We start from the raw sequence: 20596 nt of genomic DNA, 5'->3' as shown, positions 1-20596 counted from the left end.
ATCGGCATGATTAGGGCGACATTAAGCACTGGCATTCCGCGCTCGTGATCGTTCAACCGATCCAGCCCAGTATGGCCAGCGCGAGCACACCGTAACGCGCGCCCTTGGCGAGGGTGACGATCAACAGGAATCGGCCGAAGGGTTCGCGCATCACGCCGGCCACCAGCGTCAGGGGATCGCCGATGATCGGCACCCAGCTCAGCAACAATGACCAATGGCCGTAGCGTTGATAATGCTGTCGGGCTTTTTCAAGATGGCGCGGGCTGACCGGAAACCAGCGCCGGTGGCGAAACCGCTCAATGCCGCGTCCCAGCCACCAATTGACCACCGAGCCGAGAACGTTGCCCAGCGTCGCGACGGCCAGCAACGACCACAGCCAGTATTGACCATTGAGCAGCAGCCCGACGAGCAGCGCTTCGGACTGCAATGGCAACAACGTGGCGGCGCCGAATGCCGCGAAGAACAGCCCGATGTAAGCGCCGGACATCAATGGGCGGGGTAGTCCGCCACCACGACATCGGTGCCATCCTTTTTCAGGCCGATGACTTGATAGGCATCGCTCATGCCATCCATTTCCATCCCGGGCGAACCCATTGGCATGCCAGGCGCGGCAACACCCAGCAAATCATCGCGTTTGCTCAAGGCCAGCACCTGATCAGCCGGCACATGGCCTTCGACGAACTTGCCATTGATCAGAGCGGTGTGACAGGACCCCAGGCGCGGTGGCACGCCGTGTTGTTGCTTGAATTGGCTCATGTCTGATTCGACGTGATCTTCGACCTTGAAGCCATTGGCTTCGAGGTGGCTGATCCATTTTTTGCAGCAACCGCAATTGGCATCGCGGTGGACTTCGATAGGGATCAGCTCGGCGGCCTGGGCCAGGGAGGAGATGAACAGGGCGCTCAGGGCGACCAGACGCAGGTGGTTTCGCATGGGGGATCTCGTCTCCGATGGCGGTCAAAAAGAGGCATTTTGAACACTTTAGCCATTAAAACGGAGCGAGATTGTTTCGAAGTAATTCGGAAACACTGCAGTACCCCCTGTGGGAGCGAGCTTGCTCGCGAATGCGGTGTGTCAGGCAACATTAATGTCAAATGACACACCGCTTTCGCGAGCAAGCCCGCTCCCACAGGTTCGAATCATCAGCGAACCTTGAACCGGCCCATGATCGAGCTGACGCGCGCATTGGCTTCCAGCAGCTGATGCGTATTGAGCTCGCTGGCCTGGCCGCTTTTGACCAGTTCATCGACCATGTGACGGATCTGCACCATGCTGCGATTGATCTCCTCAGTGACCGCGCTTTGCTGCTCGGCGGCCGTGGCGATCTGGGTGCTCAGGCTGTTGATGTGGCTGACCGAACCGGCCATTTCATCCAGGCCCGAGTTGACCCGCGCCGTCGCATCGGCGGCGGACTGACAACTGGCCTGGGTGTTCTCCATGGCGCTGACCGAGGAACTCACGCCTTGAGTCAGGCGCTTGAGCATTTCATTGATTTCCGAGGTGCTGGCCTGAGTACGGGCGGCGAGGGCGCGTACTTCATCGGCCACCACCGCGAAGCCGCGGCCTTGCTCACCGGCCCGGGCCGCTTCGATAGCCGCGTTGAGTGCCAGCAAGTTGGTCTGGCCGGCAATGGCGCCAATCACCCCGAGAATCTCGGTGATGCGTTGCGCGTCCTGTTGCATGCTTTCGACTTTGTGCGTGGCGCTGGCGACTTCGTCAATCAACGCGATGACGCTGTTGGACGCCTCACCGACCACCACCCGCGAACGGTCGGCGTTTTCATTGGCGCGCTGGGTGAACGCGGCGGTTTCAGCCGCGTTCTGCGCGACGCTTTCGGCGGTCGAGCTCATCTCGGTGATCGCGGTGACGGTCTGGTCGGTCTCCGAGGCATGACGCACCAGAATCTGACTGGTGTGGGCGGAGGTGCGCTGCAGGTTGTCCAGACTGGACGCCATGGCGCCGGTGGCCTGGGTGACTTCGCCGATCATGTTCTGCAAGTAGATGATGAACGCGTTGACCGAATGGCCAATGGCGCCCAGTTCATCTTCGGCACGGATGGTGATGCGTTTGGTCAGGTCGGCGTCGCCAGCGGACAGCGCGTCGATGTTGGCCTTGAGGGTTTTCATGCGCTGGATCAGTTGGCGAATCGCATAGATCTGCAGCAGCACCAGCAGAATCACCATCGGAATTTGCAGCAGGCTCAAGGTGCTGAGCACGTCATCGCGCTGGGCGGTAATCAGTTTGGTTGGCAGGGCGGTAGCGAGGAACCACGGCGTGCCTTCGATCGGCCGCATGAAAAAGGTGCTGGCCTCGCCGTTGTTGTCGAATTCGACCCGCTGCGCTTGATCACGGTTTTGCAGGCCTGCCTTCACTTGGCTGGCGAAGGGCGAGTTGCCGGCCAGCTCACTGATGTTCTTCAGCACAATCGGCCCGCTGATCCGCGAGCTGTTGCTGATGATCTTGCCATCGGCTTCGACGATCAGCATTTCTGCGCCGAGGTCTTTTTCCTTGCGTGCGATCAGGTCATTGAAGAAGCCCAGGGTCACGTCGATGGTCGACACACCGTACGCGGCGCCATTTTTCTGAATGGCCATGGCGCAGTTGGTGCGCGGCTCGGCGCTGGCGTCATCTTTATAGGCGGCAGCCCAGGCACATTGGCCGCGCGGCGTTTGCATGCCGCCCTTGTACCAGCTCTGGTCGTAATAGTTGGGGGCGGCGTCGCTGTTCCAGAAGGTGTTGACAGCCAACTTGCCCGAAGCATCGCGGTGCCAGAAGGTGCTGAATTTGTTGCGCCCGGCCTCACGCTGGCCAGGCAATGGCCAGATCCCGCCGCCAAAGACTTTCAACTCACCGTACTGATCAACCAGGCCCGGCAACACCGTATCGATCGCCGCACTGTCGAGCAGGGGAATGGTCTGGGTGATGCTGCGCTGTTGCGCCTGCACCTTGTTCAATTCGCCCTGGATTTGCTCGGCGACTTCGGCAATGCGGTTGAGGGCCACCTGTTCTTCAGTGTGGCGAAGTTTCGGGGCGACCAACTGGCTGATGCCGACGACTGTCAGCACGGACAGCAGAAGGATGAACAGGACCAGAAACAGGGTGTAGCGAGCCTGGATGGTGCGGAATGCGGGCATGGGACCGGTCCTTGTGCAGCGTTCTTATTGTGGTTTTCGCTTTGAAAATAGGCGCTTCGTAGGGGCTATCGGCCTGCTGATGGTGAGCTTTAGGTACGAACGTGCAAGAAGGAGGGGAGGTGACGGACGGTGCGTGTCTGGCGGGTATCGATCTTGATACAAATAAACTAACCAAGACGTACAAACTGCGGAATTAGTTGGCTATGCCAATTTCCTTAAGTTGGCATAGACCAATGAAACAGGGCCGTTTCGGCTTTGTATCTGAATTGTACGAGAATTGTAAAAAACACAAATACTTGTAGGTGTGGCTAGTTGCCAGCCTGATACTCGCCTGCACTAAAAGGTGGTTAAACAAGGAGTTTTTATGGTCACGCAGTCGGGAGTTCGTTCATGACTATCGGCTTAACCGGGGGCTGGACGGCCAAGGCAGGATTGCTGGTTCAGAACACGGGCGGCGGCAAAGTTGTCACGCAAAGCGCCCGAGTCAGGGAAATGCTGGCGCTGGTGGGCAATAATCCAAACGTGCTGAATACGGCGAAAATGGATGAGCTGAAAATCCACCGAAACGTAAAAGGTTTCGACCCGGAAAATGTATCGTCCAGACAATTGGGCAATCTCAGTGCCTTCCTGAGAGATAGAGGGCTGATTTCTGACATTACAGCGATGACGCTGATGAATGCCGGTGACAAGTTCGACCGCTTCGGCGTGCAGAGTGACCCGGATGCCAAGTTTAATGCCCTGGCGTATTTCGCCACGCAACTCGACACCATCCAGAGCAACAGTCTCAAGGGCGACAAGTACGCTGCCGGGTTGATCCCGGAATACAAGAAGGCCATCTACGTCCTGCAAAACCTGCAAACTTACGGCAAGGGCAACGGTACGACAGTGCCGACTGACAAAGGCGTCAAAGGCAAGGCCTGACGCTGCACTGGCCCACTCGGGTTACGGGTGGGCCAGATCGCAGTTAGCGGTCGAGCAACTTCATGACTTCCTCGGGATAACGCAAGCCTGCGGTGGCATGTGCGGGAAATATCGCTTCCAGCGCGTGCAACTCGTCAGGGCTTAACTTGACGTCCAGTGCGGCGACGTTTTCTTCAAGGTATTTACGCTGCTTGGTCCCTGGAATCGGGATCAGGTAGTCACCCTGCGCCAACACCCATGCCAACGCCAGCTGCCCGGCGGTCACGCCTTTGTCTGCGGCAAGGGCTTGCACCTGCCGCACCAGCAGCAGATTTTTGGCGAAATTTTCCCCTTGAAAGCGTGGGCTGAAGCGACGGTAATCGTCAGCGGCAAAGTCGTCCGGACTTTTCAGTGCCCCGGTCAAAAAGCCACGCCCCAACGGGCTGTAAGGGACAAAAGCAATGCCCAGGCGCTGACACGCGGCCAGGCAACCGTTTTCTTCCTGGTCGCGGCTCCACAGCGAATATTCACTTTGCAGTGCGCTGATCGGATGCACCTTGTGGGCGCGCTCCAGCGTGGTCGCCGACGCTTCGCTCAGCCCCAGATAACGCACCTTGCCAGCCTTCACCAGTTCGGCCATCGCCCCGACGGTTTCCTCGATGGCCACCTGTGGATCGATCCGGTGTTGGTAATACAAATCCAGGGTTTCAACACCCAGACGCTTCAAAGTGCCGTCGATTGCTGCGCGAATGTATTCCGGCCGGCCATTGACGCCGCGTGCATCGGGGTTCGACGGATCGCGGACGATCCCGAACTTGCTGGCCAGAAATACCTGGTCGCGTTTGCCGACAATGGCTTTGCCAATCAACGTTTCGTTGGTGTGCGGGCCATACATGTCGGCGGTGTCGAGCAGGTTGATGCCCAGCTCCAGCGCACGGTGCAAGGTGGCGATGGCTTCGCGGGTGTCGACGCCGGTGGTGTAGAAATCGGTCATGCCCATGCAGCCCAACCCGATAGCGGAGACTTGCGGACCGTTTTTGCCTAATTGACGTGTTTGCATGAAATCAACTCCCTGTGGTGAAGACCCCTAGTGTTGACCTCGACAGAACCAAGATAAACCGGCTAAAACTGCTATCACTATTCGTAATTTCTAAATAAACAGCAGGATCGCCAGAGCAATGGATCGTTTTAACGCCATGCGCGTCTTTACCCGAATCGTCGAGTTGGGTGGTTTCGCCAAGGCGGCGGACAGCCTGCAAATACCTCGTGCCTCCGTCACTGTCCTGATCAAACAGCTTGAAGCTCATCTTGGCGTGCAACTGCTGCAACGCACCACGCGGCACATCAGCCTGACCCTCGACGGCGCGGCTTATTACCCCCGGTGCGTTCGCTTGCTGGCGGATCTGGAAGAGACCGAAGCGGTGTTCAGCGCGGCCCGTCACAATCCCAAAGGGTTGCTGCGCATCGACATGCCGTCCGGGATCGGGCGACTGTTGGTGATTCCGGCCTTGCCGCAATTTACCCGCCGCTATCCGTTGATCGAGTTGGACATCGGCTTGAATGATCGGCCCGTCGACCTGATTCGCGAGGGCGTCGATTGCGTGCTTCGCGGCGGTTCGGCGCTGGACGATTCACTGGTGGCCCGGCCGCTGGTGATGCTGGATCAGGTCACCTGCGCCAGCCCCGACTACGTGCAACGCCACGGCGCGCCACGCACTTTGGCGGAGCTTGAGGGGCATCAAATGGTCGAGTACTTCTCCAGTACGACTGGCAAGCGATTCGGGCTGGAGTTCATGGTCGATGATCAGGTCCAGGTAATTGACCTGCCCCGACACGTGTCGGTGAACAGCTCCGATGGCTACCTGGCGGCGTGTGAAGCGGGATATGGCCTGGTGCAGGCACCTTACTACCACGTCGCGCGTCAGTTGAAGGAAGGGCGATTGTGCGAAGTGCTTGAAGCGGTGCCGCCACCGGGAATGCCGTTGACGGCGTTGTATCCACCACACCGCCAGTTGTCACGGCGGGTGAGGGTGTTTGTCGACTGGTTGATAGAGCTTTGCGCACAGCCGGGTAATGACTTTCATCGAAAAGCCTCAGGCCGCTGAACGAGCGCTGCGCAGAGGTTGAGCGTTGCGTTGCAAGTCGTTGTGCAACTGTTGCATGTGAGGGCAATGCAGGCTCAGGGATCGAGGCTGCGCGCCGCGATGAAACAGGGCAAACCATCCATGGCTCCCGGGCGTGGGCGTCAGCCCGGTGAAGGCGAATCCGAGCATCGTCAAACTGTGCAAGGCTTCGGCAAAGTGCGCCGACAACTCGACCCTTGCCGAGATCAGCCAATGGCCGGGCAACTGCCGGATTTGCTCCAGCAAACGTTTATTCAAACGCTGGATGACGATTTCGAAGCGGTGATGATGCTGCGTGATCTGCAACGGTAGCGAAGACAGCGATGGCACATCGGCCTGCGTTCCGAACACCGAACACAAATGCTCCATGAAACCTCGGCAGCTCTCTGGCCATGCAATGTCTGGAAGCGGTCGAGTGTGCCCTTCGGCCAGGTAACAGCCCATCACGATCGTTTCCGCGAGCGGCTCGGCGAAGGGCGAGGGGACGTAATCGGGTAGCACTCCGGTGCTCTGGAAACCGATGGTGGCCGCCATGCGCTGGGTGTAAGGATGGTGAGTGACTTGCTTGATCACGACACTCGTTGACCCCAGCGTACCTGCCTGCTCCAGCAGTTCTCGCGACAGGCGGGTCGCGATGCTTTGCCCCTGCGCGGCGGGATGCACCACGCTGAGGGCCAGTTCCGTGGTGCCAGAAGGCAGGTCATGACACAGCGCCGCGTGCCCTAGCAGGTGATGATCGTCTACCGCCAGCATGGATATCCAGCGACCATCGGCATTGTGCTGGCTGATCATGTTCGGCAGGTAAACATCCGGCTGGACATAGAGATCGCCGTAGACCTCACGAAACAACTGGCTCACGGCCCGAGCGTCCGAGGCATGAAAGCGACGAAAAATCAGCCCGGTCATCACGCGGACTCCGGAGATGGGGTGTCATAGGTGCGTAAATCCAGCACACGCATCTGTTTGCCGGAGCGAGGGTGAAGCTTCAACTCCGTAACGGCGCAAGACAGGACTCGCAACTCCAGCAGGCCCTCGTGCGTCAGGTGCTCGATGGCGGGGTAGTGGGCCACGAGCGCTTCGTGTAACGCGCTGGATACTGCAACGGTGTTCACGTCCTGATCGCAAGGCACCCACTTCACGCTCACGATGTCCTTGAACCCCAGCTGCTCGATCCGTAATTGCCATTGGTCGCTGCCGGCTACAGTGCGGACCATGTGCAGCACTTCGTCGATCAGCAACGAAAACATCCCCACCCGAACCCGTTGGCTGTGGGCGCTACGTCCCTTGAGGGCAAATTTTCGCATGGGCGTGGCGCTGGGCTCTCGCCAGCAAGCAAGATCTCCCACCGGATAACGCAGCAGCGGCATGAGCCGACGGGTGAGGTTGGTCACCACCAGCATCCCGGTTCGGTCACATTCCTCGATGACTTCGCCGGTCAGCTCATCGACGATCTCAAGTACTGTCTGTGGTTCAAACATCCGGTGTTCGCCGAGCGCGCAATCACGGCTGGTCGCACCGATGAGACCCGCATCGACGCTGGCATAGCCGATGGAAGCAATGCGCACGTTGGGCAGAACCTCGCGCAGCAGGTCCAACTGCGATGCAAACAGGCTTTCGCCGCCGTACAGCAAGGTGTCGACCCCAGGCAGAACTCGCTTTTGCTCCTTCAGGTAGGCGGCGAGTTGCAGCAGCTGCGCGGGTACTCCGACGAGCACGTTGATTCGGTGTCGGTCAATCGCATCGGCCAGAACGTCCATGCCGACCTGACCGGTAAAGGGAAACTCGCAGATCGAGCGTTTGACGTGCGCCAGTGCGTCATGGATGAACACAAAACTGGCATACAGATCACCGCAAAAGAACAGGTTGGCGATTCTGTCGCCGTTTTTCAGTTGACAGGAAACACTGTCACCGAAAGTACTGACCAGTGTTTGCCATTCACTAACGGTATACACCGACAACTTGCCATCGCTGGTCGATCCGCCCGTTTTAAATACGACACCGTCGCTGACTTCAGCCGCCAGCACTGGCCAGCGATCCAGATCGCTACTGTCAGCCCAATAGTTGGCCACAGAAGTCAGCGGAAGATCTTTTAATGTCACGGTTTCAGGTGGTACGTGTTGCAGGTGTTCCCGATAAAAGTTTGAATATTTGCGTAGGTAAGGCACGAGTTGTTCAAGCGAGTAAGTTGATTTCACAAGGTTATTTTCCTGCCAGGCGTTCACGGTTATATGTGTTGGCAATATTATTTTTATATTCTTTTATCAATGACCAGAGGCGTTTTGCCGCTGTGATTATTTCGTGCAAATCCGGATTCGGCGCACTGTTTAACTTCCACGGTTAACAGCTTTGCGTTCACGGCATTGGCAACGGGGGCGTGGGTCAAAAGTTGATCCAGTGCGCTGCTGGTCGTCGAGTTCGTTAACACCAGCATCCGCTCCCTGCCATCGGGGGCATGATCCAGTACGATTTGAACAGGCCCGCCGACGGCGTCCTGAAGCGCCGACGGTGAAACGAACTCGGTGCCAACTCGCAGCAGCTTGCCGTGGCGTTGCAGCAATTCGAATCGCGGTGAATCGAGCCCGCAAGGGCAGGCGCCGGGTATCCAGCGACCGGTGTCGCCCACCTCGTATCGGCGCACTGCCTGGCCCTGACGTGCTCTTGATGTGAACAACAAACGGCCGATTCCGGTGGCCTCAACCGGCAGATCCTCTTCGAGATGGACGATTTCCAGATGCTGCGTATCGCACATCAAATGAAACACGCCGTCCGCCGTTGCCGAGCAGGCATGCCCCAGCGGGCCGGCGTCGACCGAGCCATAGATCGCGGAGCGGACCAGCGAGACGCCGCAGCTTTCCATCAGGCGTATCGTTGCTTCGCCTGGATGTTCGCCGCCAAGGAACACTTTGGTGATACCGGCGTACTGGCGAAGAAGGGTTTGCTCGTTGAAAAACAGGCGGTGCAGCGTACTTGGCATGCCGATCAGCACGGACACGCGATGGTCCACGATCGTCCGGGCAATTTCGCTGAAATCATCGTTGTGTGGCGCCCCCATGGGCAGGTGCGTTACGCCCATCTGTTCCAGCACTTTGGTGAAGCTCGAGAAGCCGCCATACAGGCCACCTCCATAAAACAGGTTCATCACCCGATCCGTCGAGGGATCAAGGCCAGCGGCGAACATGCCGTCTGCCGCGGCGCGCATCTGCCGCTCAAAGTCGCGATAGCTGAACCCGGACAGTGCCGGTGTGCCGCTGCTGCCCCCAGAGCGGAAATATAACTGTGCGGTCGCGCTCATCGGCTGGGTCATGAACGCGTTTTTGTCCATGATCGGGTCATGACCCGCAGCAGGGACTGCAGGCGGCGCGTCGAGCGTCCCCCGACCTCGCACCGCTTGCGCCGGCAGGCTCACCGAGAGACGGCGACTCAAGCGCGACAGGGCATAGACACCGTCATGGGGTTCTCCGGGATAACCGTCGTGAATCAGCTCGCACGGTGCAATTCGTGTGACGCCGGCGTTGACCAGCGTGCGCGCCAGCCCAGGCGTTTGAGCCGCCGAGCAGATCAATGCACAGCTTTGCAGGACCGTGCGCCATGGCAAAAGCGTCTCGGCGAGCAGCTCCTGCGGCACGGGTTTGAGCAGCAATGTACGAAACAATGGCGACGGCGCGAGCGTTTGATGGTGATCCCAGATAATCCGCCACCCGGGACCGGCCCAGACCTGACCCGCCTGATTCGCAAAACAATGATCGAGTCGTGCCATGGCGACGCGGGTGGTGATCTCCGAAGCCTCTTGATCGGTAGGCGCCAGTGCCGGCCACTGTGAGGCTCGACGTGTGAACGACTCGGCCAGGCGTTCGCCCAGGTGCCGCAGGACAGCTGGATCGTTGCTGTCCACCAGTAACCATTGCGGGCTGGAACACGCTTGCTGGTCCAGGCTGCACACTTGATCCACCAGCGCATCGAGCGCCGACGGGTCGGCGGCTTCTGGCGTCAGGTAGGCAAAACTGATCTTGTGCCCCCAATCGATCCAGCGACATCCTGCCGGCAGGTGCTGGCGGATCGCTTTAAGGGCATTGACCCCGCCCCACGCGGCCACGCCATCGGCTTGAACGCAGAGTCGAGGAATCTGATCTGTGCTGACCGGCAGCACCGCGATGAAGTCGGCGAGCTTGCCGCTGGCGTCGCACTGCACAAGCGCTGCCAACAAGCGTGCGGTCAGGCCTTCATCGCTGGAACTGGGACGAAGCCAATTGATGTTGCCGGCCAGCAGGCTTTCGAGCACGGCACAAAACGCTAGCATCGGCGCATTGCCGGGCGTGACATGCACCACCAGTCCCAGAGGGTGCCAACTTTCAAAGCAGGCTTGCTGGTAGTCGATGCGGCGCAGCGAACGCGGTTGTACGCCCAGTTCGCGCTCGATTTTTGTGTGCAGAGTGCTGCGTGAACAGAAGTCGATGAGCCCTTGGCGTTGGTCGTCGTCCAGGGGAAGGTCGAGTCGGCGAGCGTGCAGTTGCAGGCTGAAACGAGCGGCGGCCTCGATGACGATTTCGCTGTCGACGGGTGCGTTCAGTAGATGCGGCAACTGTTCTTGAAGCTTTTCCAGCGCGGCCTCAAGGGTCACGTCATCGCGTAATTGGCCATTGATCAAATACATGTCACGCCCCTCCCAACAATTCAGATGCCGCCATCGCACAGCTTCGGCTGGCGGTGGTGCCGGCACGTCCATGCAGTTCGAACCAATCGGTTGCAAGGCCACACCCGCAGGCAGTGCCGGGGTGCAGCGTCGCCAGGTCGCCCATCACCACGGCATGTGCCGGGCTGGACGAAATGTAGGGCGACACGAACTCAAGCAAACCGGGCCGGCCATAGGGTTGAACTGTGAAGTCGGATGGATTGCGCACGAAGACCTTCGAGTACACCGGGACATGGAAATGCTGGTGGGCACATTGGATATAGGGCACTGCATGCTCGACGGCGCCATAGCCGTCGCGACAGCGAGACAGGTCAATGCCCAACTGGCGATTGATCCGTCCATACAATTGCGCCAGGGGAATCTCCTGCGCCGCCTGGGTTTTCCAGCCGCCGCCGAGAAACACCAGGGATTGATCCGGCAACTGCAGATCCGCGACATCGGTGTCTTCCATGTGCTGCAACGCATGGGAAAGAAATGCCGGGAAGCCGAGAATGCGCACCGGCAAACCTTCTTCGGCAAATTCTTGCAATGCGCGAACCACTCCGAACACGTCGAACTCATGACCCGTGCCGGTCAGGCGCAATCCGTAGGCGACGCGGTTGACCGGCGCATAACGACACAAAAACTGATCGGTGTAGGCTGTGCCCAGGGTGATCGCAGCCTTGGGCTCGTAACTCAGGAGCAAGTAATTGCAGGGGCTGTCAGGGGTGTCCCAACCGTAATGGCGAAAAATATGACTCACCATCCCTTGCGCCGCGGCCATGCTGCGCGAGTCGTAACGCATTCGACTCTTCTGGCCACTGGTGCCCGATGACGTCAGTTCCAGCGCGCCTTCGCCCGTGGGCCCGAACAACAAGTGACGCTTGAAGAAATTGGCGAAGATCGGTGGCAATCTCGACCAGTCGTCCAGCGTCTCCAGGTCTTGCGTTCCGAGGCCATTGGCGTTCAACCAGCGTTCATAGCCGGGCGTGTGCTGGCAATGATAGAGGCTGATTTCCCCCATGGCCTGATCGAACAAGCCTTCGGGCACGGCCTCCAGGCAATAGGGTTGCGCTAACGCGCAAAGCGCATCGGTATGGGGTAAATGGATCATTGAGAAACCTATGGTGTTGTGTCAGACAGCAGGCACGGAGTGAGGGCTGCGCAGAAACAGTCGCAAGGGCAGCAGGCACATAAGCCCTGCGATGCCGGCCATGAGCGCGAAGGACTCGTGATTGTCACCGGCGCCGGCGGCTGCGATCAGCGATCCGCCGCCACCCATGACGGCGATCGACAGCATGCCGATCATGGCCGAAACCAGCCCCTTGCTGTCCTCGCTTGTAAACAGCGCAAGGCGATACAGCGCGGCATTGCTCATGCCAAGGCCGATGGCGTAGAGACTCAGGCAGATGATCAGCAAGGGTGTAGAGGCCGTGCTGAAACTGATGACGATCAAGGCGATGAGTCCGGCGCAAAACGGCCAGAGCGCGTAGCGGATCAGTTGTGGCAGTTCCGTGTGGGCAATCAATCGGTTGAGAATCAAATTACCGAGGATGACGGCTGCAAATACCGGGATTTGCCAAAGTCCATACTGCAAGGGTGTAAGGCCCTGATTGTGGATCAGCAAGAGCGGCGCCAGGCCGATCCAGGCAATCAATGGCAGGCTCATGACACCCAGTGCGACAGTGGCGCTCAGGAAGCGCGGGTTGGTGAGCAACGCCGCATAGCGCCGCATCGTGCCACCCCATTGAAATGGCACGGCCGCCAGCCGCTGACCGTCCTGGCGCACGGTCCCCACGGTTTCCGGCATGAACACATACAGCCCGAGCCAGACCACCACTGCGCCGATACCCAGCAGTAAAAACAGTTCTCTCCAGGAGAACCACTCCAGCAGCAGACTGCCAAGTAGCGGTCCCAGCAGCGGAGAAAGGAGCGCAATGTTTCCCAGCAACGCCATGATTTTTACCGCATCGACTTCGCTGAACACTTCCTGCAAGGCGGGATAGCTGACGGCGATGACAAATCCCAAACCGAGACCCTGAATCAGTCGCAGGCCATTGAAGGCATAGATATGTTGCACGTTGAAGGCTGCTGCACTGGCGATGGCGAAGACCGCACAACCGATCAGCAAGAGTTTGCGTCGTCCGAAATGATCCGACAGCGGACCGATAAGCCATTGCAGAAGAATGCCGCCTGCCAGATAAAGATTGAAGGCATGGGGAACATGACTTGCACTGGCATCAAGATCTTGGGTGACGGTTAACATCGCGGGCATAATCAGGTCGCTGGCCATATAGGTCAGCAGTTCGAACAGTGTTATTGCAAGGCAAAAACCGAGCAGGTGTAAAGAACTGATGTGTATTAAAGGTTTGTGCATGACATTCCGGCTTTGTTGCTCACGGTTTAATAACGAGTTTGAAACGAGGCGCGCAGATTAAACGTCACAGATGGACAGTTCCAATCAACTATTGAGACTTAATGCTTCAATAATGTTCGTTATGTTTCGAGGAACAACAAGTGGCGGGAATAAAGTGTATTTGCGTGTAGGAAAAATGCCCGCAACAGGCGGGCATTTTTTTAGTGAGGTGAGGAATTGGAAATAAACGAATAACTGTTAATGAATGATCCTTCCCGGCCCAACGTTACCGGTGTTGGTAATAACCGGGGCCGCCCCGGTCGTAATGGTGATCGCCGTGCCAGCCGCCGTGGGGGAAAACGATGCAGCCGCTAAGGGTCAGGAGAGCGAGAAGGGGAATCAGCAGTGTGATTCGACGAAACATTTTTAAATCCTCATGGTTATCGCCGTCATGAAGCCAAAACTCTTCATCGGCTGTAACATGAGACCCCGCTTGTAGCGTTCCATCCCCGCGAAAAGGTAGGGGCTTGGTATGCTTTCGGATACAAACCGGATACATTTTTCAGATTCAGGAACTCGCAATGACTCAGTCGCAACGTTTGAAATATTCGATTCTGATCTCCCTGGTGGTGCTGGGGATCATGTTCGGCCTTTCGTATCTGCAAAACGCAGGCGTCATCAGCGAGAAGCTGTTTCAGTACATCGCCATCGGTGTGGCGGTGATCGTGGTGGTCATCAATGGCGTGATGCGCCGCAAGGTCAAGCCTTGAGCGACGCCTTGGGCTGATTATTCGCCGCGAAGCATGGCTGCAGCGTGCGGATGCAGGCTGTAGCTCTTGTCCGGATTGAGAATGATCACGCCTTCGCTGCACAAGCGTTTCAACACTTCGCGCACGCTGAGAAAGGACAGGGGAATATCCAGGTCCAGCAAATATCCGTGCACGCCTCGTACTCCCAGGCTGCGCTCGCTTTCGGCGGCGGTCAGCAAGGCGTCGATGACTTTCAGGCGAATCAGGCTGGTTCGCAGGCCAAAGCTCTTGAGCAGCAATCTGATCCGCTCATTGCCATTGCGTTCGCCCCGTTGACTGAACATGCCGGAGCCCGCGCAAGCGTCTGTTGGCGCAAGGTTACCGTCCGTTGGCAGTTGCGAGTTGTACATGCAAAAACTCCTTTTCGGAACCGGCCAGGAAATGTGATGGGGGCTCTCAGTCATTAATACGAACGAGTACGACAAATCATGAAGGCCTGAATGTAGAAAATTTGTCGCCTGCGCGTGAGCGGCATGTAAGAAACCCGCGAAGAGTGTCTTTGGGCGGCTAAATTTTTGTCTTTCGTTTCGTTCCTGACGATCTGCGAGCAGGATGAAAGGCAGGGAAGGTCGCAGCGCAATAAACAATGAAGGCCGCACCCTGCAGGGTGGCGGCCTTCAGCTTTTCGGGATTTGCTGCGGGATTGAATTGAGGACGGGATTGCCCTTTTTATTGCGGGTCAGGTAGACCGGCAACATTTTGGGCAGGGACGCCACCAGAGCGTTGAGCTCCTTGATGTTGTAGATGCCGCCCAGGCGAATCGAGCCCGTGTTCTGATCGGCCAACATCACCGGTTTGCTCAGGTAACGATTGATCAACGGCAGCGCGTCGTTCAATTCCAGATTATCGAGTACCAATTTGCCGCTGCGCCAGGCAAGTGAATTGTCATTGGCGTAGGTCTGGCTGATTTGGGGCGCGAAGTCACCACGTTTATAACGTGCCTGCATCGCTGGCCCCAGGCGCATGCCAGACCCTGTAAGGTCATCGTTGCTGCTGAGCAGCACCGACCCTTCGATCAGATTGACGCGCACCTGGTCCTCATACATCCAGACATTGAACCGGGTTCCAGAGGCCCGAATCCTTCCGTCTGCAGCCCTGAGGATAAACGGATGGCCGGCGTCATGGCTGACGCTGAAGAAGGCTTCACCTTTTTCCAGCGTGACCCGTCGTTGATCCTTGTAATTGCTGAACGTGAGTTCGCTGCCAAGGTTCAATTCCACCTGGCTGCCATCGCTGAGGGTGACCTGACGGACAGTGTCGCGCGCTTCAAAATGCTGATACGAATTGGGTAGCCAGCCCATGTTCCATCCACCGTACAGCGCCAGCGGCGCCGCGATGGCGCAAACGGCGGCAGCGATGCCGAGCGTGCGCCAAGGCATGACCGGACGGCTGTTGGCAATAGGCTCGACGGCGTCGTGACGAGGCAAATCCCCCGCGACTTCCCAGATCTCCAGCATGGCCTCGTACTCGAACGCATGCAGCGGATGAGCATCACGCCAGTGTTCGAAGGCGATCCGCTCTTGAGCGGTGCAGTCGATGGCGTGCAGACGCATGCACCAGTGCGCGGCGGAGTCGGCGATCGCGTCATATTCGGCTTGCGAGAGAGAATTGTCGGTCATTGACTCATCCTGAAGTCCCGCATTCTAACCTTGAGAGAAAGTCTGCGAGAACAACCGTCATGGCAATTACCCATCAACTGAGCACTATTTTTCTGGTCAAGGGGTATCGACGTGCAGTTGCCGCCCCAGATGACTGATCAGCCAGGCAACGCTGTCGGCGTTTGCCAGTTGCACGTTCAGCCTGATCAGTGGATCTCGCCTGAAAATGTGACGGGCACCGCTCAGGTTTTCGGCCCCGGTCAACGCCAGAACGCGCTGTTTTATCTTGCGGGTATCTTCAAAAAAAGTGCTGCCCAGGTCCTCCCACTCGCCGGTATCAGGGTCGAAGTTCATGAACAGTTGAGTCAGGGGTGTCTTGATCGACAGTGCTGTTTCCTGAGTGGTGGACAAGGCGTTCTTGAGTTCCGTGGCAATCGGGGTCGCTGTACCGATCAGCTCGACGAACGGCCTGCCGGGATCAAGGTAGGTAATGTCAATGGTGTCACAGGCAATGTGCGAAATTTCATGAATAAGGGTGGTCGCTCGGGCATGGGCGCTGATCGGGAAGTGCGGATCAGAAAGATGCTGGCGGTAATGATTGAACCTGGGCGTAAAGAACCGTTCGGCCAGATAAATTTTGCGTTTGATGTCCGTCGGCACGGTGAAACCGAAAACGTTTTCGGTGTCCTGTATCGAGCCACCTATCACTAGCCGGTCGGAGTCCGGCTTTCTGAGCGTAGGGTCCAGCAGCGCTGCAAAAATTTCCTCGACGACTTTTTCAATCTTCTCCACATGGATGGACTCCACGTGTGTCACGCCCATGAAATCCATGATGATCTGATGCACCGGGGTGACTGTGCCTTTAGAAGTCTTGAGCAGTTGCAGGTTGCGAAAACTGTTCCAGGCGTAGGTCGTTGCCAGGTCCAGCGATTCGTCAATTTGACGGGCTTTGTGCGGAAAGAACCGACGGATCTCTCTCATCCCGCGAGCATCGACGTTCATGCCCTCCCAAACCGATAGCGCGGTACGCACGCGTTTGAGCAAGCTGAAGCGAGGGGCCGGTTTTTCCTCGGCCAGCACCCATTGCCTGGCAACGTTCTGTGCAAGCTTCGGTCCCGGTATGCCGGGGGCCACGATGCGCCACTGAATGCCACGTTTGGCCACCGCATAGACCTTGCCCTCGACCGGTGCGTAGTGCTTTTTACTGACCGGGTGGGTGTAAAGCCCCTGCGCCGTATCGTGTGTCATGGACCCCAGGTCCAGATCAGTGCATTCGTGACGGCTCAATTGCGTGCGTTCTGGCGCGGTGATGTCGACGTGATGCAAGTCAAAGCGGCTGGCGGAGGTTTGCGCAGTCGGCACGGCCGGCGTCAAAGACAGAGACGTTTGCTCACCCAGCGATTGGCGCAACGCGGCCAGTTGTGAGATGCCGCTGATAAATTCTCTGATGGCTGCGGCCCATTTGTGGGTTTGAAGGTCCTCGGCAGATTGCTTGATATCGCGGTAACTGCGCCACACGGTCAGGGGGTACGCCAGCTTGCCCATGCAAAACGAAAAGGCCTCGTGCAGATCTTCGCCCAACACCTGTTTGATGATTGTCCACTCGCTGTGTTTTTTATCGTCGGACTGGCAGCCGAGCAATCGGGACAACAGCGCGGCGTTGTCATTGAAGAGGTGTTTGAACAGGTGGCCCGTCAGGGGGCTGGACACCAGTTTGACCTCGGCGGGGCGAGTGTCCGAATTCGTTGACGCGGCCCTGGCAACACGCTGAGGGTTGAGCATCATTCGGTATTCCAGGTGCATCCGCTCGGGCTGTGGCAGGTTCATGAGCACCCAGTCGAGCAACGGGCCTCGGCTTTTCAGCTCCGCCAGCAGCTGTGCTTCATTTTTGTATTCCTTCACGCTGTGCCGAGGACTGTGCGGGGCAATAAGCACCAGCGGCGCTGCGCTGTTGGTGGTCGAGCCGATCAGATAAACGCCGGGCACTTTGAGGGTCTGTGCCTGCTTGATACCGAACAACTCGAGCGGGCGGATGATCGCCTCAGCACCGTTGACCGCGGCGCGGGCGATGGCATCGGGCATGTTCATGACTTGCCGGATCAGTTCGAACCCTGTTTGGCTCAGTCGCTCCTGCAGTCGTTCCTCGTGGGCGTAGTGCATCAGTTGCCAGGGTAATTGAGTGTAAAAGCGCTTCCTGCGCTCAGCGTTCAGTGGGGTGTCTGCGAGGGCGTCGTTCAGTACTTGCTGCTGATGCTCCCCCGGTTTCAGGCCGCGGATCAGGTCTTTGATGTAGCGCTCATTCATCTCCTCGGGGACCGAGGTGGTATCCAGGGAAGCCAGTTTGAAACGGGCGTGCTCCAGATCCTTGATGTGCACCAATGCAAAATCGGTCAGGGTCTGGGTACTCGCCGCCGACGTCGCACGCGCGCTGATCTGCACCTGAACCTTGTCTGGATCAATGTTGAAATCGTCTGCCTTGAGTCGTTTCTCAAGCTCGTGGTGAGTGGTGCGTTGCAGCGAGCGGATGCCCGTGAGGTAGTCCTGATCGTTGTTGACGTTATCAAGGTATTGCTGAAGCAGCTCGCCATGCAGCATCAGGTCTTCGATGGGCGCTTTGGCCAGCCATGCCGGCAATTTTTGTTGCGTCGTCAGAGACTGTGCAATGTCCATCACGCGGTGCAGTCCGGTCTTGGGCTCACGCAGCGTCACCAGATTCAAGAGACTGGCGAGCGGCGCAGTAGGCAGCGTTGTTGCCAGCGCGTGGTTAAGGCTCGCCAGGTCCAGATGAATATGGGGTTTTTGCAGGTGCTCGAGAAAATGCCCTTGGATTCGGTGCAGCGGCGCCAACGTGGGCGTCTTGTCGGGGACGCGATCGCTGCGGCCCAGGTTCTCCAGAAGCGTCGAGCGATGCTCGTAGTCGGCGAGGCGCGCCTCTAGCTCGGTCTGCAACAGGGGCAAGGTCTTGAAGGACTCGAATCCGCAGGCAGGTGTCCACAGGATTGCCTTCCCTGAATGCATGGGGTCCAGGCCACCTCGTTCGGTCAGCACGAAACAACTGGCCAGTTTCACCGGGTCGGCCATGCCGGCAATCTTCAATGCCAGGGAGAATACGTCCGGCAAAAAACCATTCAATGCCGCTCGCTGCAGATGGACAGGGGAATCGAGAACAGTCTTGATGATCGCCTGTTCTGTCGTGCCCAGCGTTCGCGAGACGGTGCGCAGCTTCAGTTCACTGCGTAGCGCCGTTGACAGGGTATGCGTAAAGCTTGATTGCAAGCTTGCCACGGAGGCGTCAACGAGCCTGAGTGCTTCGGTGGAGGAGCGGGTCGTAGCGGGAATGGCCGGGTGTTTGTCACGCAGTTGATCGAGCGCCTGCGCGACGGAATCGAGCGAGGCCAGCGCCTCTTTGGCCGACTCGGCACGCACGGTCGCCGGTTGCGCAATCCAGCGTTGATCCACCCGAGTGCTCCAGCGTCCCGCTGCTTGTGCAGACAACAGTCGGTCATCAATCAGCCCCCGGACATCCAGCGCTTTGTCGAGCAGGGCGTGAGGGTCCAGCGTACCTTCGCTTTCACGGTAGCGGCTCAGTGCATGGCTCAGATTGTCCTTCTGCTTGTCCAGGATGTCGGACATCAATTGTTCGAACACATTGCCGATGATCGGGTGACCGACAATCACTCGCTCATCGTGCTTGAACGCCAGGAACCGAGCCCGTTCCACCAGGGACATGAAATTGAGCAACGCATCCTCATGCCCTTCACTGGCCATCATTTGCAGCACGACTTTCTTGAGGGCGGGCAGACTGCTTGTCGCCTCAATGCCTCTGGATTGGGTGTACAGAAAACCCAGGGTGTTGGCGCTGCCGATCATCAAGGTCGAGGCGAGCTCTGCGAAGTGCTCGAACGGCGCGGTAACCCGAACTTTTTCAATACGAAGCGGGTCGTCAGGATTCGGCGCGAGGCTGACATTCATCAGCCGCACGTATTCCTGCGTCGTCAAGATGCCTTGCTGGCGATGATGCAAAAGCCTCGTGTGGAAAGTATCGCGCAAGCTTTCGGCAAAGAACTTCAAGCGTGACAGCCCGTTGTTCACGGACGTATTCCAGAAGGTATCGAGCAGGCTGTGCAAGTGCGGCGTGAAGCTTTGTGCCGTTTCTTTCAAGGCGCTTTCCCACGCCTGGTTATCGGCATCGCTGCTGACGCTGTGCTCGGGGTGGGCAAAGACTCTGGAAACGCCGGCCGGCCATTGATTGGTGAGGTAAACGTGCAACAGGGCTTCACTCAATGACATCGCCGATATCGTGTGGTGATGGTCGCTCCCGTCAAAAGCTGAAATCGTACTGACAAAACTTTTCATCCGGGTGAGGCGCTGGTCCAGTTTGGGGAATGTCTTGTGCAGCGCATGTTTGAGGGTGTCGTCCAGCATCGATTGCAAGGTGGGCAGCTTGGCCAGCTCGCCGATCATTGTCTCGATGTTCTGTGCCTGATTGCCATCGAGGGTCAGTTGCTGGGCCTGGAATACCGCACCGTCAATGGTTTTGGTGGAGATTTCGAGGGCGGTGGCAGGGGGCAAAGCGCTGCGCTGTTCGATGGCAAGAAAGCGTAAAAGCTCCCGCTTGCCGGTGGCCCGGGCCAGCCACTCCTTAAGCTTGCTTTTAAGGTCGGCCATGTCGGCAAATTTGATCAAGCCTTTCCACGGCGTGAAAAGCATGACCTCGGCGTCGTCGGGTCTGCTCATGGTAAATGCGCCGGCCAGTGGCATCTCCTGCATGCCGGTCGCACTGAGCATCAATTGGTCGACATGCATGGGGTTGGTTGGCGCGATGCGGGCCGTATGAGTGGCCAGGTAAACGTTCTTCAGCCACTTCAGGTCATCCATTGTGAAGTTCAGCGCTTTTTCGCGGTCGCCAGGCTGTCTGGCATTGGCTGCACGTTCTGCCTCGTCGAAAAAGTAGGGGAGGTCGGGCTCAGTCACGGTGTTTCCTCATGTGCTGCGATCAGTTGCCAT

The 20596-nt window shown here is 58.0% G+C and carries 15 protein-coding genes and 2 pseudogenes; 3 read left to right on the top strand and 14 right to left on the bottom strand.

Annotated features, from left to right (window positions below; genetic code table 11):
- Positions 1-52: 52 nt before the first annotated feature.
- From ACM6I0_RS11720 to ACM6I0_RS11705, 4 genes and pseudogenes are all read right to left on the bottom strand, one after another.
- Entirely contained in the window at positions 53-487 is a 435-nt protein-coding gene (locus tag ACM6I0_RS11720; RefSeq protein WP_414922308.1) for a YqaA family protein, read from the bottom strand.
- Positions 487-933 (bottom strand): DUF411 domain-containing protein, encoded by a 447-nt coding sequence (locus ACM6I0_RS11715; protein ID WP_414922307.1) that lies wholly within the window; start codon positions 931-933, stop codon positions 487-489. Before ACM6I0_RS11715 ends, ACM6I0_RS11720 begins: the two co-directional genes overlap by 1 nt.
- Positions 934-1142: 209 nt before the next feature.
- Positions 1143-1670: pseudogene (locus ACM6I0_RS11710) on the bottom strand (methyl-accepting chemotaxis protein); the annotation flags it as partial.
- A 336-nt stretch (positions 1671-2006) separates the two neighbouring features.
- Positions 2007-3134, bottom strand: a pseudogene (locus ACM6I0_RS11705) (cache and HAMP domain-containing protein); the annotation flags it as partial.
- Positions 3135-3524: 390 nt separating this feature from the next.
- Between ACM6I0_RS11705 and ACM6I0_RS11700 the strand changes: the two are divergent.
- Positions 3525-4055, top strand: coding sequence for a hypothetical protein (locus tag ACM6I0_RS11700; RefSeq protein ID WP_285429863.1), 531 nt, complete (start codon positions 3525-3527; stop codon positions 4053-4055).
- A 43-nt stretch (positions 4056-4098) separates the two neighbouring features.
- Here the strand turns inward: ACM6I0_RS11700 and ACM6I0_RS11695 are convergent, their stop codons facing one another.
- Positions 4099-5094 carry an aldo/keto reductase gene (locus ACM6I0_RS11695; RefSeq protein ID WP_285429862.1) on the bottom strand — a complete coding sequence of 332 codons (996 nt, stop codon included), beginning with the start codon at positions 5092-5094 and terminating at the stop codon, positions 4099-4101.
- A 118-nt stretch (positions 5095-5212) separates the two neighbouring features.
- Here ACM6I0_RS11695 and ACM6I0_RS11690 point away from each other — a divergent pair, with 118 nt between their 5' ends.
- Complete coding sequence (locus ACM6I0_RS11690; RefSeq protein ID WP_414922306.1) at positions 5213-6139, top strand: LysR family transcriptional regulator; 927 nt, start codon at positions 5213-5215, stop codon at positions 6137-6139.
- On the opposite strand, the gene ACM6I0_RS11685 is transcribed toward ACM6I0_RS11690, so the two are convergent.
- The 6 genes from ACM6I0_RS11685 to ACM6I0_RS11660 form a co-directional block, all read right to left on the bottom strand.
- A complete protein-coding gene (locus ACM6I0_RS11685) occupies positions 6128-7063 on the bottom strand; it encodes a GNAT family N-acetyltransferase (protein ID WP_414922305.1) in 936 nt (311 codons plus the stop codon). The two genes, ACM6I0_RS11690 and ACM6I0_RS11685, sit on opposite strands and share 12 nt — an antisense overlap.
- Entirely contained in the window at positions 7063-8352 is a 1290-nt protein-coding gene (locus tag ACM6I0_RS11680) for an AMP-binding protein (protein WP_414922546.1), read from the bottom strand. Before ACM6I0_RS11680 ends, ACM6I0_RS11685 begins: the two co-directional genes overlap by 1 nt.
- 53 nt (positions 8353-8405) lie before the next feature.
- On the bottom strand, positions 8406-10808 hold the full coding sequence (locus ACM6I0_RS11675) for an acyl-CoA reductase (protein WP_414922304.1): 2403 nt from the start codon (positions 10806-10808) through the stop codon (positions 8406-8408).
- Between the two features lies 1 nt (position 10809).
- Positions 10810-11940: an acyl-protein synthase gene (locus ACM6I0_RS11670; protein ID WP_414922303.1), complete on the bottom strand. Its 1131-nt coding sequence runs from the start codon at positions 11938-11940 to the stop codon at positions 10810-10812.
- A gap of 21 nt (positions 11941-11961) precedes the next feature.
- Positions 11962-13203 (bottom strand): MFS transporter, encoded by a 1242-nt coding sequence (locus tag ACM6I0_RS11665; RefSeq protein WP_414922302.1) that lies wholly within the window; start codon positions 13201-13203, stop codon positions 11962-11964.
- A gap of 265 nt (positions 13204-13468) precedes the next feature.
- Positions 13469-13606 (bottom strand): hypothetical protein, encoded by a 138-nt coding sequence (locus ACM6I0_RS11660; RefSeq protein ID WP_165557409.1) that lies wholly within the window; start codon positions 13604-13606, stop codon positions 13469-13471.
- A 157-nt stretch (positions 13607-13763) separates the two neighbouring features.
- On the opposite strand from ACM6I0_RS11660, the gene ACM6I0_RS11655 reads away from it, so the two are divergent.
- The gene (locus ACM6I0_RS11655; RefSeq protein ID WP_008024801.1) at positions 13764-13952 is read left to right on the top strand and encodes a hypothetical protein; all 189 of its coding nucleotides are present in this window, start codon (positions 13764-13766) and stop codon (positions 13950-13952) included.
- Positions 13953-13969: 17 nt separating this feature from the next.
- Here the strand turns inward: ACM6I0_RS11655 and ACM6I0_RS11650 are convergent, their stop codons facing one another.
- From ACM6I0_RS11650 to ACM6I0_RS11640, 3 genes are all read right to left on the bottom strand, one after another.
- Positions 13970-14341, bottom strand: coding sequence for a fe2+ zn2+ uptake regulation protein (locus ACM6I0_RS11650; RefSeq protein ID WP_285429849.1), 372 nt, complete (start codon positions 14339-14341; stop codon positions 13970-13972).
- A 267-nt stretch (positions 14342-14608) separates the two neighbouring features.
- Positions 14609-15610 (bottom strand): FecR family protein, encoded by a 1002-nt coding sequence (locus ACM6I0_RS11645; RefSeq protein WP_414922301.1) that lies wholly within the window; start codon positions 15608-15610, stop codon positions 14609-14611.
- Positions 15611-15706: 96 nt separating this feature from the next.
- Positions 15707-20563, bottom strand: a complete 4857-nt coding sequence (locus ACM6I0_RS11640; protein WP_414922300.1) for a dermonecrotic toxin domain-containing protein — start codon at positions 20561-20563, stop codon at positions 15707-15709.
- Between the last annotated feature and the right edge of the window lie 33 nt (positions 20564-20596).

Origin of the sequence: Pseudomonas sp. IT-P294, from assembly GCF_949767865.1 — a bacterium.
Classification (GTDB): domain Bacteria; phylum Pseudomonadota; class Gammaproteobacteria; order Pseudomonadales; family Pseudomonadaceae; genus Aquipseudomonas.
Note: the sequence above shows the minus strand (reverse complement) of the source record. Positions and strands in the feature narration are given on the sequence as shown.